Origin of the sequence: Verrucosispora sp. WMMD703, from assembly GCF_049178935.1 — a bacterium.
Classification (GTDB): Bacteria; Actinomycetota; Actinomycetes; order Mycobacteriales; family Micromonosporaceae; genus Micromonospora; species Micromonospora sediminimaris.
This window is the reverse complement of the sequence record NZ_JBMHMM010000004.1, coordinates 1,464,305-1,478,393: the sequence shown is the minus strand read 5'-3', so window position 1 is coordinate 1,478,393 and position 14,089 is coordinate 1,464,305. Positions and strand designations below refer to the sequence as shown.

11 protein-coding genes are annotated in these 14,089 nt (G+C 70.1%); 5 read left to right on the top strand and 6 right to left on the bottom strand.

Annotation, left to right across the window (positions count from 1 at the left end):
- Positions 1–66 precede the first annotated feature (66 nt).
- Positions 67–1,299 carry an MFS transporter gene (locus ACN26Z_RS07425; protein ID WP_421464559.1) on the top strand — a complete coding sequence of 411 codons (1,233 nt, stop codon included), beginning with the start codon at positions 67–69 and terminating at the stop codon, positions 1,297–1,299.
- A gap of 261 nt (positions 1,300–1,560) precedes the next feature.
- On the top strand, positions 1,561–2,847 hold the full coding sequence (locus ACN26Z_RS07420) for an IS256 family transposase (protein WP_421460383.1): 1,287 nt from the start codon (positions 1,561–1,563) through the stop codon (positions 2,845–2,847).
- 390 nt (positions 2,848–3,237) lie between these two features.
- On the opposite strand, the gene ctaD is transcribed toward ACN26Z_RS07420, so the two are convergent.
- On the bottom strand, positions 3,238–4,995 hold the full coding sequence (gene ctaD, locus ACN26Z_RS07415; RefSeq protein ID WP_093401924.1) for a cytochrome c oxidase subunit I: 1,758 nt from the start codon (positions 4,993–4,995) through the stop codon (positions 3,238–3,240).
- A 118-nt stretch (positions 4,996–5,113) separates the two neighbouring features.
- Positions 5,114–6,220: an FAD-dependent monooxygenase gene (locus tag ACN26Z_RS07410; RefSeq protein ID WP_282239838.1), complete on the bottom strand. Its 1,107-nt coding sequence runs from the start codon at positions 6,218–6,220 to the stop codon at positions 5,114–5,116.
- Between the two features lie 351 nt (positions 6,221–6,571).
- Here ACN26Z_RS07410 and ACN26Z_RS07405 point away from each other — a divergent pair, with 351 nt between their 5' ends.
- Positions 6,572–7,696, top strand: a complete 1,125-nt coding sequence (locus ACN26Z_RS07405) for a GH12 family glycosyl hydrolase domain-containing protein (RefSeq protein ID WP_421460381.1) — start codon at positions 6,572–6,574, stop codon at positions 7,694–7,696.
- A 120-nt stretch (positions 7,697–7,816) separates the two neighbouring features.
- On the opposite strand, the gene ACN26Z_RS07400 is transcribed toward ACN26Z_RS07405, so the two are convergent.
- Positions 7,817–8,602: an aldo/keto reductase gene (locus tag ACN26Z_RS07400; RefSeq protein WP_093401927.1), complete on the bottom strand. Its 786-nt coding sequence runs from the start codon at positions 8,600–8,602 to the stop codon at positions 7,817–7,819.
- A 101-nt stretch (positions 8,603–8,703) separates the two neighbouring features.
- Between ACN26Z_RS07400 and ACN26Z_RS07395 the strand changes: the two genes are divergently transcribed.
- Both ACN26Z_RS07395 and ACN26Z_RS07390 read left to right on the top strand, forming a co-directional pair.
- The gene (locus tag ACN26Z_RS07395; protein ID WP_421460380.1) at positions 8,704–9,750 is read left to right on the top strand and encodes a DNA polymerase ligase N-terminal domain-containing protein; all 1,047 of its coding nucleotides are present in this window, start codon (positions 8,704–8,706) and stop codon (positions 9,748–9,750) included.
- 16 nt (positions 9,751–9,766) lie between these two features.
- Positions 9,767–10,960: a threonine synthase gene (locus ACN26Z_RS07390; protein WP_282239842.1), complete on the top strand. Its 1,194-nt coding sequence runs from the start codon at positions 9,767–9,769 to the stop codon at positions 10,958–10,960.
- A gap of 42 nt (positions 10,961–11,002) precedes the next feature.
- Here ACN26Z_RS07390 and ACN26Z_RS07385 read toward each other — a convergent pair whose 3' ends face one another.
- The 3 genes from ACN26Z_RS07385 to ACN26Z_RS07375 all read right to left on the bottom strand — a co-directional run bounded on the left by ACN26Z_RS07385 (position 11,003) and on the right by ACN26Z_RS07375 (position 13,936).
- Positions 11,003–12,799 (bottom strand): glycoside hydrolase family 15 protein, encoded by a 1,797-nt coding sequence (locus ACN26Z_RS07385; RefSeq protein WP_421464557.1) that lies wholly within the window; start codon positions 12,797–12,799, stop codon positions 11,003–11,005.
- An 89-nt stretch (positions 12,800–12,888) separates the two neighbouring features.
- The gene (locus ACN26Z_RS07380) at positions 12,889–13,293 is read right to left on the bottom strand and encodes a cupin domain-containing protein (protein WP_170863296.1); all 405 of its coding nucleotides are present in this window, start codon (positions 13,291–13,293) and stop codon (positions 12,889–12,891) included.
- 235 nt (positions 13,294–13,528) lie between these two features.
- Entirely contained in the window at positions 13,529–13,936 is a 408-nt protein-coding gene (locus ACN26Z_RS07375) for a hypothetical protein (protein WP_421460378.1), read from the bottom strand.
- Positions 13,937–14,089: the final 153 nt, after the last annotated feature.

Sequence of the window (14,089 nt, the reverse complement as noted above, 5' to 3'; positions counted from 1 at the left end):
TAATTCGTTGGCAGCCGTAGCTCTGCCGGTCGAGGATGTCCGGCGGAGGTACGGACCGACGTGAACATGAAGCCTTACCGGGAGGCACTCGCCCTGCCCGGTCTGCGGTCGCTGCTGCTCGTCGCGGTGCTGGCGCGGGTTCCGCTGACCGCCACCGGCGTCACGCTGACGTTCTACGTCGTGCAGGACCTCGGGCGCGGCTACGGTGCGGCCGGTCTGGTCGGCGCGGCGATCACCGTCGGCGCGGCGGTCGGTGGCCCGCTGCTCGGCCGGCTGGTGGACCGTCGTGGCCTGCGGCCCGTGCTGGTTCTCACCGCCGTGGCCGAGGCCGTCTTCTGGTCGACCGCACCGATGTTGTCGTACTACCTGCTGCTGCCGGCCGCTTTCCTGGCCGGTCTGCTGGCGCTGCCGATCTTCTCGGTGATCCGGCAGTCCATCGCCGCGCTGGTGCCGCCGGAGAAGCGCCGGCCGGCGTACGCGCTGGACTCCATGTCGGTGGAGCTGTCGTTCATGATCGGTCCGGCCCTGGCCACGGTGGGGGTCACCACCATCTCGGCCCGCCTCACGCTCTACCTCGTCGGCGTCGGCATCGTCGCCGCCGGAGTGGTGCTGTGGCTGCTCAACCCGCCGGTGCGCAGCGCCGCCGAGGCGTCGACCGGGCCGCAGCCGAGGGTCGCCCGACGGCAGTGGCTCACCTCGCGGCTGGTGGCCGTGTTCGCGGTCAGCGCCGCCGCGACCCTGGTGCTCGGCGGCACCGACGTGGCGGTCATCGCCGTGCTGCGGGAGAACGGCGATGCCGGTTTCACCGGTGCGGTGCTCTCCGTCTGGGCGGTGGCCTCGCTGCTGGGCGGGTTCGCCTATGGCGCGGTCCGCCGCTCGTTCTCGCCGGTGGCACTGATGGGCCTGTTGAGCCTCTGCACCATTCCCGTCGGACTGGGCGGTTCCCACTGGTGGCTGCTCTGCCTGGCGTTGATCCCGGCGGGGGCGCTCTGCGCGCCGACCATCGCGGCCACCTCCGACACCGTCAGTCGGCTCGCCCCGGCCGGCGTCCGCGGTGAGGCGATGGGCCTGCACGGCTCGGCTGTCACCGTCGGCATCGCCGTGGGTGCCCCGCTTGCCGGCGCGGTCATCGACGCCTCGGCCCCGCTGTGGGGGTTCGCGGTCCCCGGCGCGATCGGTGCCCTGGTGGCCCTCGCGGTGCTGCCGATCGAGCTGCGCCACCGCCGCACGGACAGCGCGGCCACCACCCTGCCCGGCGACGAGCACACCGCGACCACCCTCACCCCGTCCGCCCCCTGACCCCACCCCGACGCAGCGCGATCCCGTCCTCGCCCCAGCCCCACCGCGCTCCCCGCCCCACCGTCCCCGCCTCGGTCCGGATCGCCGCTGCCCGGACCACATCGCCGCTCTCGCCCCAAACGCTGCGTAACCGTCCACGCCACCACACCCTCTCCCCTGCGCTCCCTTTGCTCTGCTTCAACCCACGCAATGGGTCTGTGGATCTAAAGGTGTTTCCGGCCTGACCTGCCGGGCGTTGTGCCTGGTGAGGAGGGTGCCGTGATGACCGCGACACTGAACGACCAGACCGGACGGAAGAAGCGGCCCGAGCCGTCGGCGGAGGCGAAAGCCGCCGCTGAGCTGGTTCGGGCCGCGAAGGAGCAGGGCTTGTCGTTGACGGGTCCGGACGGGCTGTTGAAGCAGTTGACCAAGACGGTCCTGGAGACCGCGTTGAACGAGGAGATGACGGAGCATCTCGGTTATGCCAAACACGAACCCGACGGCGCCGGCTCGGGCAACATCCGCAACGGCACTCGGTCGAAGACGGTGTTGACCGACGCGTCGGGACCGGTGCAGATCGACGTGCCGCGGGACCGGGCGGGCACGTTCACCCCGCAGATCGTGCGCAAGCGGCAGCGTCGCCTGTCGGGCGTCGATGAGGTGGTGTTGTCGTTGTATGCCAAGGGTTTGACCACCGGGGAGATCTCGGCGCACTTCACCGAGATTTACGGGGCTTCGGTGTCCAAGGAGACGATCTCGCGGATCACCGACAAGGTGATCGAGGAGATGACCGACTGGTCCCACCGGCCCCTGGACGAGATCTACGCGGCGGTGTTCATCGACGCCATCGTGGTGAAGGTGCGGGATGGGCAGGTGGCGAACAGGCCGTTCTATGCCGCGATCGGGGTCACCCTCGACGGGGACAAGGACATCCTCGGGTTGTGGGCCGGCTCGGGTGGTGAGGGCGCGAAGTTCTGGATGAGCGTGCTCACCGACCTGCGCAACCGGGGCGTGAAGGACGTGTTCTTCCTGGTCTGCGACGGGTTGAAGGGCCTGCCCGATGTCGTCACGAACGTGTGGCCGCAGACGATCGTGCAGACGTGCGTGATCCACCTGATCCGCAACACCTTCCGGCTCACCTCGCGGCGCTACTGGGATGAGCTGAAGCGCGATATCAAGCCGATCTACACCGCCGTCAACGCCACCGCCGCGAGGGCCGCGTTCGACGACCTGGCCGAGAAATGGGGCGGCCGGTATCCGGCGGTGATCCGGCTGTGGGACAACGCGTGGGCGGAGTTCATCCCGTTCCTCGACTACGACCTGGAGATCCGCACCGTCATCTGCTCGACCAACGCGATCGAATCGTTGAACGCCCGCTACCGGCGGGCGGTCAAGGCCCGCGGCCACTTCCCCAACGAGCAGGCCGCGTTGAAGTGTCTGTACCTGGTGACCCGATCCCTGGACCCCACCGGGGCAGGCAGAACCCGATGGACGATGCGCTGGAAACCCGCCCTGAACGCCTTCGCCATCACCTTCAGCGACCGCTTCCCAGCCGCTGAAACCTACTAACCAAGATCGCCGGAAACACCCTTAGCGAGACAGGCCCCACGCAATGGAATACGCTCCGTGTCACACCGGCCGACGCGCCCTTTGTCCGGCCGCCATATCCCCGCAGGTCAGCTGCTACTGCGTGGGTTGAAGCAGAGCAAAGGACGGCAGGGGTAAGAGGTCGACCTCGGCCAGGACATCACGCAGAGTGAGGTCTGCACCGGAGGGTGCTCATCACCGAAAGTGACGGTGTGATGGTGGTGCGGATGAGGTTGCGGAGCTGGCACCAGCCACCAACCACGGCAGCCAGGCAGGGACGGCGGCGGGTGGACCGGCAGCGGGGAGTGGGCAGTACGAGACGGGCGCCGACCCCCGGCATGGGGATCGGCGCCCGGCGTACGACGCGGTGGGTCAGCGGCGGTCGGTGTCGCTGGCCACGTCCTCGGTGTAGCTGGCACCACCGTCGGATTCGCTGGTCAGCGGCTTGGAACCACCCTCGGGCGGTCCGGCGAGGGTCTGTCCGGCAGCCAGCTCGGGGAACTTGTGGTCGAAGGCCGGCCGCTCGGAGCGGATCCGGGGCATCCGGTCGAAGTTGCGCAGCGGCGGCGGCGAGCTGGTCGCCCATTCGAGCGAGTTGCCGTGGCCCCACGGGTCGTCCACCTCGACCACCGGGCCGGCCTTGTACGACTTCCAGCAGTTGTAGAGGAACGGCAGCGTCGAGATACCGGTGATGAACGCGCCGATCGTCGAGATCATGTTCAGCGTGGTGAATCCGTCGTCGGGCAGGTAGTCGGCGTACCGCCGAGGCATGCCCTCGTTGCCCAACCAGTGCTGGATGAGGAACGTGGTGTGGAAACCGATCATCGTGAGCCAGAAGTGAATCTTGGCGAGCCGCTCGTCGAGCATCCGGCCGAACATCTTCGGGAACCAGAAGTAGATCCCGGCGAAGACCGCGAAGACGATCGTGCCGAAGAGCACGTAGTGGAAGTGCGCCACGACGAAGTAGGAGTCGTGCAGGTGGAAGTCCAGCGGCGGGGCGGCCAGCAGCACCCCGGTCAGGCCACCGAAGAGGAAGGTGACCAGGAAGCCGATGGAGAACAGCATCGGTGACTCGAAGCTGATCTGCCCCCGCCACATGGTGCCGATCCAGTTGAAGAACTTCATGCCGGTGGGCACGGCGATCAGGTAGCTCAGGAAGCTGAAGAACGGCAGCAGCACCTGACCGGTGGCGAACATGTGGTGCGCCCAGACGCTCATCGACAGACCGGCGATGGCGATGGTGGCGGCGACCAGGCCCTTGTAGCCGAAGATCGGCTTGCGGGAGAAGACCGGGATGATCTCGCTGATGATGCCGAAGAACGGCAGCGCGATGATGTAGACCTCGGGGTGACCGAAGAACCAGAACAGGTGCTGCCACAGCATCGGCCCGCCGGTCTCCGGGCTGTAGACGTGCGCACCCAGCAGCCGGTCGGCAGCCAGCGCGAACAGCGCGGCGGCCAGCAGCGGGAAGACCAGGATCACCAGGAGGCTGGTGACCAGCATGTTCCAGGTGAAGATCGGCATCCGGAACATGGTCATGCCCGGCGCACGCAGGGTCAGGATCGTGGTGATCAGGTTGACCGCGCCGAGGATGGTGCCCAGACCGGAGATGGCCAGACCGACCACCCACATGTTGGCGCCGACGCCCGGGGCGTGCTCGCTGGTGCTCAGCGGCGTGTACGCGGTCCAGCCGAAGTCCGCTGCTCCACCGGGGGTGAGGAAGCCGGCGGTGGCCATGGTGCCGCCGAACAGGTACAGCCAGTAGGCGAAGCTGTTCAGCCGCGGGAAGGAGACGTCGGGCGCACCGATCTGGATGGGCACGACGTAGTTGCCGAAGGCGAACACGATGGGCGTCGCGAAGAACAGCAGCATGATCGTGCCGTGCATCGTGAACAGCTGGTTGTACTGCTCCGGCGACAGGAACTGCAGCCCGGGCCGGGCCAGCTCGGCCCGCATGATCAGGGCCATCAGGCCACCGATCATGAAGAACACGAACGCGGTGACCATGTACATGATCCCGATCTGCTTCGCGTCCGTGGTCCGCAGCAGCCGCGCGATGGCCGACCCCTTGACCGGCTCCCGGACCGGCCAGGGCCGGGTCACGACCGGCTTGGGTGCGACGGTGGTCACGAGTGGCCTCCGGTTCTGGGTTGTCCCGCTCGGCACGCGCTGACTCGGCGGGCCGTCATCCGCAAGGAGGATAGTCCCCGGCAGGTGACAGCACCGCGTGGGGTCGCCCAGGGGTGGATCACAGCGGGCCGAGAAGCAGCCGGTAGTGCTCCCCGAAGATGCGGTCGCCGCGTCCGCGCAGCAGCGGGTCGCGGAGCGCCGGCGGCACGTCGCGGGTGCGGTTGCGGTCCCGGGTCCGGTCCTGCACCCATCGGGTACGCGGGCGACGGCGGCTCTCGTACGCGGTAAGTGCCGCCTCGACGCTGCCCGCCGCGTGCAGCGACTCGGCGAGCACCACGGCGTCCTCCAGGGCCATCGCGGCACCCTGGGACAGGGTCGGCGCGGTGGCGTGGGCGGCGTCGCCGACCAGCACCACCCGCCCCCGGAACCAACGCCCGAGCTCGACCTCGTCGGTGGTGGTGGCGTGCACCCCGTCGAGCGCGTCGAGCACCTCCGGCACCGGTCCGCCGTACTCGCCGAAAAGCTCGCGCAACCGGCCCAGCGGGTCGGCCGGCAGGTCGGTGCCGGCCTCGTCGGCGTAGCAGTGCAACCGGCCGGCACCGATCGGTACCACGAGGAAGCCGCAGCGCTGCCCGAGCAGGGCGGTCCACTCGTCGACCGGCGGACCGTCACGTACGACGCCGCGGTAGACCACCTGCCCGGCGGGGCGGGGCGGTCCGCCGAGCGCGGCCAGCGCCCGGATCGAGGAACGCGGCCCGTCGGCACCGATCACCAGGTCGTACTCGACCTGGGTGCCGTCGACGAAGGTGACGCCGACGGCGGACGGCAGCAGGTCGATGGTGCGCACCTCCGCGCCGTGCCGGACCGCGCCGCCGGCACCGCTGAGCAACACGCGGTGCAGGTCGGAGCGGGCCAGCGCCCGGCACTCGCCAACCTCGGCCCAGAGCGCGTCGAGGTCGACCTCGCACAGCGGCGCACCTGTCGAGTCGAGGAAGCGTTGCCGGTGGATGACTTTTCCGTACGGGCGGACCGGGTCGTCGAGGTCCAGCCGGCGCAGCGCGCGGGCCGCGTTGCCGGGCAGGTAGAGCCCGGCGTCGGTGAGGTCGTGCGGCGGCGCCTTGTCGGTGAGGTCCGGCCGAAAGCCCGCCAGGCGCAGCGCCCGGGCCACGGCCAGCCCGGCGATGCCCGCGCCGACGACGAGGATGCGCAGGGGGGAGCCACGCATGGGGGTGTACGCCTCCGGAGGGGTTCGGCACGCGTTGAAGGCAAGAGACTACTCGGCGCAATCGGCACACACCAGAGGCAACCGGCCCACCTCCGACACCCCTCGGCATCCCCGGATCCGCCCGTCGGCGTCGGCCAGCAGCCGCCCGGAGTCGACGGATGCCCGACCGTGGCGTACGTGACACATGTAGCAATTGACATCAATCACCCGCACCGGTTGCGCCGTTTGTTTCAAGGATGTAAATGTGACGATGAGCATGGGAGCGCTCCCGTAACTATCGACGGCGCAATCCCCACCGCTCCGTCCGCATCCGTCCCGGCGTCCGGGTGACGCCGCAGCGCTAGGAGCATCATGAGACGTACCTTGCGGGCCGTCGTGGCCGTCGGGCTGGCCGCCGCCGGCTCGATCGTCGCCGTGGCCCTCGGCGGGACCGCCTCCGCCGACACCCAGATCTGCGAGCAGTACGGCTCGACAGTGATCCAGAACCGGTACGTGGTGCAGAACAACCGCTGGGGCACCACCGCCCAGCAGTGCATCAACGTCACCAACAACGGCTTCGAGATCATCACTCAGAACGGCAGCAGCCCGACCAACGGCGCGCCGACGGCGTACCCGTCGGTCTTCCTCGGCTGCCACTACACCAACTGCTCCCCCGGCACCAACCTGCCGATCCAGGTCAGCCAGATCAGCAGCGCGACCAGCAGCATCAACTACCGGTACGTGAGCAACGGGACCTACAACGCCTCGTACGACATCTGGCTCGACCCGTCGCCCAAGCGGGACGGCGTGAACCAGATGGAGATCATGATCTGGTTCAACCGGCAGGGCCCGATCCAGCCGATCGGCTCCCCGGTCGGCAACGCCAACATCGACGGGCGCAACTGGGAGGTCTGGCGGGGCAGCAACGGCTCCAACAACGTCATCTCGTACGTCGCCCCGTCGGCCATCAGCAGCGCGAACCTCAACCTGCTGGCGTTCATCAACGACACCCGCAACCGGGGCGCAATCACCAACTCCTGGTACCTGACCAGCATCCAGGCCGGTTTCGAGCCCTGGCAGGGCGGTGTCGGGCTGGCCGTGACGAACTTCTCGGCCGCGGTCAACGGTGGCGGCAACAACAACCCGCCGCCCACCACCACCCCGCCGCCCTCGGGCAGCGGCGCCTGCGCGGTGAAGTACACGGCCAACTCGTGGAACAACGGCTTCACCGCCGACGTGCAGATCACCAACACCGGCTCCAGCACGATCAACGGCTGGACGCTTGCCTACTCGCTGCCGTCCGGGCAGCAGGTGACCAACTCCTGGAACGCCACGGTGAGCCAGAGCGGCTCGTCGGTGACCGCCCGCAACGTCGGCCACAACGGCACCATCTCCCCCGGTGGCACGGCCAGCTTCGGCTACCAGGGCACGCTCAACGGGTCCTACTCCAATCCCACCGCCTTCACCCTCAACGGCACCGCCTGCTCCCGCTCCTGACGACCGCGACCGTCGGCTGACCGGCACGACATGCGGCAACTCGGGCTCTCCCGACGTGGTGAGAGCCCAAGTTGCCGCATGTCGTGAAGGCGGCCACCCTGCGCGGGCCACCCGGTCGGGTCAGGAGCCGAGGGCGTCGATGTCGCGCATCTCCTCGGCGGTCAGCGAGAAGCCGAAGATGTCCGCGTTGGCGCGGATCCGCTCCGGCGTCACCGACTTGGGGATCGCCACGATCTCGTGGTCGAGGTGCCAGCGCAGCACCACCTGGGCGGGCGAGACGTTGTGTGCGCCGGCGATCCGGGTCAGCACCGGGTCGGACAGGTCGGTGGTCTTGAACGGGCTGTAACCCTCCAGGACCACCCCGCGGTCCCGGTGCTCGGCGTGCCGCTGTCGGTCGTAGAGCCGCGGTCCCCACTTGATCTGGTTGACCGCCGGGTTCTCCTCGGTCGCCTGGATCAGCTCGTCGATCTGGGCGGTGCTGAAGTTGCTGACCCCGACCGCCCGGGCCAGCTTCGCGTCGCGGGCGGCGAGCATCTCCCGCCAGACCGGGATCAGGTCACCGGGGTTGTTCGGCGGCCAGTGGACCAGCCACAGGTCCACGTAGTCGACGTCGAGGGCACGCAGGCTCTCCTCGATCGTCTCCCGTTCCCGGCCGACCCGCTCGGGTGGGAGCTTGGTGGTGATGAAGACGTCCTCCCGGCGCAGCCCGCTCTCCCGGATCGCCCGGCCGACCTCCTCCTCGTTGCCGTACATGGTGGCGGTGTCGATGTGCCGGTAGCCGGCGTCGAGCGCGGCGAGGACGGCCTTGTAGCCCTCTTCGCCGGTCGCCTGCCAGGTGCCGAAGCCGAGCAGCGGTATCCGGACGTCACCGGGGAGAACTGCGGTGGGGTGGTCACTGTGGTTCATGTCGACCGTTCTACCCCCGATGACGCTCGGCATGCCCGAGATCGGGCGCGTCGAGTCCCGCCGCCGGGCGCGTCGGCGCGATTTGCCGGAGAATGCGGGACGTGGCTGACCGGCTGGAGGAGTACCGGCGCAAGCGGGACGCCGCGCGTACCCCCGAGCCGGTCCCGGCTGAGCGTCCCCGGCGGTCCCGGGCCGGCGACCGCGCCCGGTTCGTCATCCAGCAGCACCACGCCCGCAGCCTGCACTGGGATCTGCGGCTGGAGCGCGACGGAGTGCTCGTCTCCTGGGCGGTGCCGCGTGGGCTGCCCCGTGATCAGGGGCGCAACCACCTCGCCGTGCACACCGAGGACCACCCCATGGAGTATCTCGACTTCTCCGGTGAGATCCCGGCCGGCGAGTACGGCGGCGGCCGGATGCTGATCCACGACCGGGGCACCTACCGCTGCGAGAAGTGGCAGGACCGTGAGGTGGTGGTCGAGCTGCGCGGGAAGCGGACCACCGGACGGTACGTGCTCTTCGCCACCGGCGGGCGCGACGGCCGGGACTGGATGGTGCGACGCACCGACCCGGCACCGCCGGGCTGGACCGCCATGCCCGACCTGGTCGCGCCGATGCGTCCCACGCCGGCCGGCCGGCTCCCCACCGATCAGGCCGCCTGGGGGTACGAGCTGCGCTGGGACGGGACACGCGCGGTGGCGTACGTCTCCGGCGGGCGGCTGCGGCTGCTCTCCGACGCCGGTGAGGAGATCACCGGTAAATATCCGTGGTTGCGGCCGATGGCCGAGGCGCTGGCACCGACGGAGGTCGTGCTGGACGGCGTGCTGGTCCGCATCGATAGCGCCGGGAAGGTCCGGCCGGCGCGGGGTGGGCGCAGCACCGTCGATGCCCAGTACCTGCTTGTCGACCTGCTCTGGTTGGAGGGGGTGAGCAGCCTGGAGTTGCCGTACCCGCAGCGACGGGAGTTGCTCGACTCGCTGGCGTTGGCCGGGCCGCACTGGCAGACTCCGCCCTGGTTTCCCGGCGCCGGTGCCGAAACCATGCGTGCGGCGCGCGAACAGGGCCTGCCCGGGGTGGTGGCGAAGCGGCTGGACTCCGCCTACGAGGCTGGTCGCCGCAGCCGCGCGTGGCGCAGCGTGGACGCGAGCTGAGACGGCGAGGAGTGGCGTGTATCTGACCCACCTCGAATGCCCGCGCTGCGGCCGGGAACACGACGCTGGCGTACCGCAGAACCTCTGCGAATGCGGCTCACCGCTGCTGGCGCGCTACGACCTCGCGGCGGCGGCGCGGGTGATCGAGCCGGAGCGGTTCGGGTTGCGCGCGGCCGATCTGTGGCGTTACCGGGAGCTGCTGCCGGTGGCCGACCCACGGCACGTCACCACCCTCGGCGAGGGATGGACGCCGATGCTGCGCGCGCCGGCGTACGGCGCGGACATCGGCGTCGACGACCTGCTGGTCAAGGACGAGGGACTGACCCCGACCGGCTCGTTCAAGGCGCGCGGTGCCGCCGTCGGCGTGAGTCGGGCCCGGGAACTGGGCATCCGGCGGATCGCCATGCCGACAAACGGCAACGCGGGCGCGGCATGGGCCACCTACGCGACCCGGGCGGGGCTGGGCGCCACCATCGTGATGCCGCTGTCCGCACCGACCATCTGCCGTCGGGAATGCGTGGCCGCCGGTGCCGACCTGCGCCTGGTCGACGGCCTGATCGGCGACGCCGGGCGCCAGGTGGCCGCGCTGGTCGCGGCCTCCGAGGGCAGCGTCTTCGACGCCGGCACGCTGCGCGAGCCGTACCGCCTCGAAGGCAAGAAGACGATGGGGTACGAGATCGTCGAGCAGCTGGGCTGGCAGGTCCCCGACGTCATCATCTATCCGACCGGCGGTGGCGTGGGGCTGATCGGCATCCACAAGGCCCTCGGCGAGCTGCGGGAGTTGGGCTGGGTCGAGGACAAGCTGCCCCGTCTGGTGGCGGTGCAGGCCACCGGCTGCGCGCCGATCGTGCGGGCGTTCGCCGCCGGGGACGACCGGGCACAACCGTGGGAGGACGCCCACACGGTGGCGTTCGGCATCACCGTTCCGGCACCGCTGGGCGACGAGTTGATTCTCGCCGCGCTGCGCGCCACCGCCGGCACCGCGATCGCGGTGGACGACACCGAGATCCTGACCGACCTGCGGGACTTCGCCGCCCGGGAGGGCCTACTGCTCTGCCCCGAGGGGGCCGCCTGCCTGACCGCCGCGCGTCGGTTGCGGGCCGGTGGTTGGATCCGGGCGGGTGAACGCGTGGTCGTGCTGAACACCGGCGCTGGCGTGAAGTATCCGGAGACGATCGACGTCTCCGGCGTACCGGTGCTGCCCCGTTGACGAGCGGTGGCGCACCGGCGTCGATGCGGAACGCGGCAGGCGTCACTCGGCGGTGGGATCGGTCAGCCGCCATGCGGCGTTGACCTGACCGATGTGGGACAACGCCTGCGGCGTGTTGCCCAGGTGCGCCCCGGTGGCCGGATCGATCTGCTCGCTGAACAGCCCCACGTCGTTGGCGTACCCGGTGACCTGCTCGAACAGCTGGGCGGCCCGTTCCCGTTCGCCCGCCAGCACCAGGCACTCCACCAGCCAGAACGAGCAGAGCACGAAGCCGGCCGGGTCGTCGTCCCAGCGGTGGATCAGCCCGTCGGCACCGCCGAGTTCCCGTTCGACCGCTTCGATTGTGGCCCACATCCGTGGGTCGGTGGCCGGCAGGAACCCCACCACCGGCAGGTACAGGGCCGCCGCGTCCAGCTCCGGCGACCCGAACGCGGAGGTGAAGACGCCCCGGCGCTCGTCGAAACCCTCGCGGAGCACGGTGGCCCGGATCTCGTCCCGGATGCCGGCCCAACGCCGCACGTCCGCCTGCTCCCCCAACTGCGGGGCCAGCCGCACCGCCCGGTCCATCGCCACCCAGCAGAGCACCTTGGACGACAGGTAGTGCCGCTCCCGGTCGCGCGGTTCCCAGATTCCCCGGTCGGGCAGTCGCCAGGTGGTCGCCACCTGCTCGGTGAGGCCGAGCACCATGTCGCGCAGCTCGGCGGGGAGCTGATCACCGAGGTAGTCGTGCAACCGCCACACCGCCGAGATGACCTCACCCGGCACGTCGAGCTGCCGCTGACGCCAGGCGTCGTTGCCGGCGCGCACCGGCCGGCTTCCGGCGTATCCGCGCACGTGTGGGCAGTCGTGCTCGGAGACGTCGCGTTCCCCTTCCAGCCCGAACAGCACGGGCACCGGATCGGAGCCGACCCGGCCGATCGAGCGGGCGGCCCACTCGAACAGGCGGGACGACTCCGTCGGGCAGGCTGCCACCCACAGCGCCCGCATCGTCATGGCGAAGTCCCGCAGCCAGCAGAAGCGGTAGTCGTAGTTGCGGTCGGTGCCGAACTCTTCCGGCAGCGAGGTGGTCGACGCCGCGGCGACCGCGCCGCTGCGGGCGTACGTGAGGCCGGTGAGGACCGTGGCGCTGTGCCGCACCACCTCGGGATAGCACCCCTCGTACCGGTGGCTCTCGCGGAATGCCTCCCAGGCCAGCACCGTGTCCGCCAGGGTGGAAATCGCATCCAGCCGGGCCGGTGGTTCGCCGTACGCCGGCGCGTAGGCCAGATCGAAACCGATCACCTGCCCCGCGTCGACGGCGAACGTCTGCCGCACCCGGTCCTGTTCGGCGCGTAGGGGCAGCCCGGTACCGCGCAGCACCAACGCCACCGGCCCGGCCACGGCGGTCACCGAGCCGTCGGGCAACTCCCTCAGGTACGGGGTGAGCAGGCCGTACTCCGGTCGCGGGCGGTAGTCCAAGGTCATCGGCACTCGGCCGGACAGTCCCTCGACGACGCGCAGCAGCACGGCCGGGGAGCGCATGCCGAACTCGTGGGCGCGGGCACCCACCTCGGCGGCGAGGGCGTCGGTGACCGCCACGCTGCCCTCGGCGGTGTGGTGCACGGTGCGCAGCACCAGCGTGTCCGGCTGGTACGAGCGCTGCACCCGGTGCCCGGTCTGTCCCACGGCCACCGGTGCCAGTTGCCAGTGACCGCCGTTCGGGTCGAGCAGCCGGCCGAAGACCGAGGGCGAGTCGAACCGGTTCGGGCACCACCAGTCGATCGAGCCGGCCCGGCTGACCAACGCGCCCGAACGGCAGTCGGAGAGGTACCCGTAGTCGGAGATCGCCGGCTGCTCCATGCCGGTCGGCGTACCCGGGATTCCGGGCCTCATCACGCTGTCTCGCCGGTCTCCGCCGCCCAGGGCGGAGACCGGCGAGGGCGGCGGACTCAGGAGGTGGGCGGTTCGTCCTTCCCGGCGGCCTCGGCGGCGTCGGCCTCCTCCTTGGTGCGGTGCACGGCCTGGTCGGCGTGCTCCGGCGGCCCGTAGACGGTGTAGAGCACCAGCGGGTTGGGCCCGGTGTTGACGAAGTTGTGGCGGGTGCCGGCCGGTACGACCACCAGGTCACCCTGTACCACCTCGCGCTTCTCCCCGGCCACTCGCGCCTCACCGGTGCCGCTGACGAAGGTCAGGATCTGGTCGATGTCCTCATGGACCTCCTCACCGATCTCGCCGCCCGGCGGGATCGTCATGATCACCAATTGGGTGTGGTTCCCGGTCCACAGCACCCGCCGGAAGTCCGGGCTCTTCTCGGCGACGGTAGCGATAGTGAAGTGCTCCATGCCCCGACACATACCCCATTGCGGACCGGTCCACGCCGCGCTTCGCAGATGGTGGAATTGGCCACCGCCCCGCGGTTTGGACTGGCGCAGATCGGGGATCGACACCAGCGACCGGTGCGACCCCGGTCATGCCAGGTCCCCGCTGACGTACCGCCGTACGGCTGCGGCGGTGGGAGACGGCCGAGCGCGGCGCGGTTTCGACCCTCGGGTCAACGGCGCCGCGCGCTCGTGTGCGGCGGGCGGTTGCTCAGGAGAGCACGGCCAGGTGGAAGGGACGGTCGGCGGCCGACCCGACACCGTCGAAGGTGGTCACGAAGACGGCGTTCGGAATGCCGGTACGACCCGCGACCGCGATCTGCCCGGCCGGAGCAAGGCCGGTGCTCCCCGGTAGTCCGACGGTGCCGACCAGGCTGGCGCCGGTCACGTCCTGGTCGAAGACCACCTGGTACATCCCGGTCCGCAACCGGTTGGCCGCCGCCGCGCCCAGCCCTCGGACCAGGTGACCGTCGGCGTCGACCACGGCGAAGAGGACTCTCGCGGTCGATGGCATGCCGCCGCCGGCGCAGGTGGTGTGTTCGGCCTCGGCGTGAGTCGTGGCCTCGTCCCCCGGCACCGGCTGCGGTGCGCCTCTGCTCCTGGCTCTCGCGCTGGACATCGGACTCCTTCCCGAACCGGCCGAGCGGCCCTGGCGTGTTGAGTTGGTTGCGGCGCCTAAAGGGGGATCAGCGCCGATCAGCCCCCTTTGTGCCTCGAACGTATGTCGCGTTCCCTGTCGGCAGCCAGGCGAATGACTGTCCGATACGGGACA

Coding starts and splice junctions, on each gene's coding strand:
- ACN26Z_RS07425 (WP_421464559.1), top strand. CDS start 67: ATGAAGCCTTACCGGGAGGCACTCGCCCTGCCCGGTCTGCGGTCGCTG.
- ACN26Z_RS07420 (WP_421460383.1), top strand. CDS start 1,561: ATGACCGCGACACTGAACGACCAGACCGGACGGAAGAAGCGGCCCGAG.
- ACN26Z_RS07410 (WP_282239838.1), bottom strand. CDS start 6,220: ATGCGTGGCTCCCCCCTGCGCATCCTCGTCGTCGGCGCGGGCATCGCC.
- ACN26Z_RS07405 (WP_421460381.1), top strand. CDS start 6,572: ATGAGACGTACCTTGCGGGCCGTCGTGGCCGTCGGGCTGGCCGCCGCC.
- ACN26Z_RS07400 (WP_093401927.1), bottom strand. CDS start 8,602: ATGAACCACAGTGACCACCCCACCGCAGTTCTCCCCGGTGACGTCCGG.
- ACN26Z_RS07385 (WP_421464557.1), bottom strand. CDS start 12,799: ATGGAGCAGCCGGCGATCTCCGACTACGGGTACCTCTCCGACTGCCGT.
- ACN26Z_RS07380 (WP_170863296.1), bottom strand. CDS start 13,293: ATGTGTCGGGGCATGGAGCACTTCACTATCGCTACCGTCGCCGAGAAG.
- ACN26Z_RS07375 (WP_421460378.1), bottom strand. CDS start 13,936: ATGTCCAGCGCGAGAGCCAGGAGCAGAGGCGCACCGCAGCCGGTGCCG.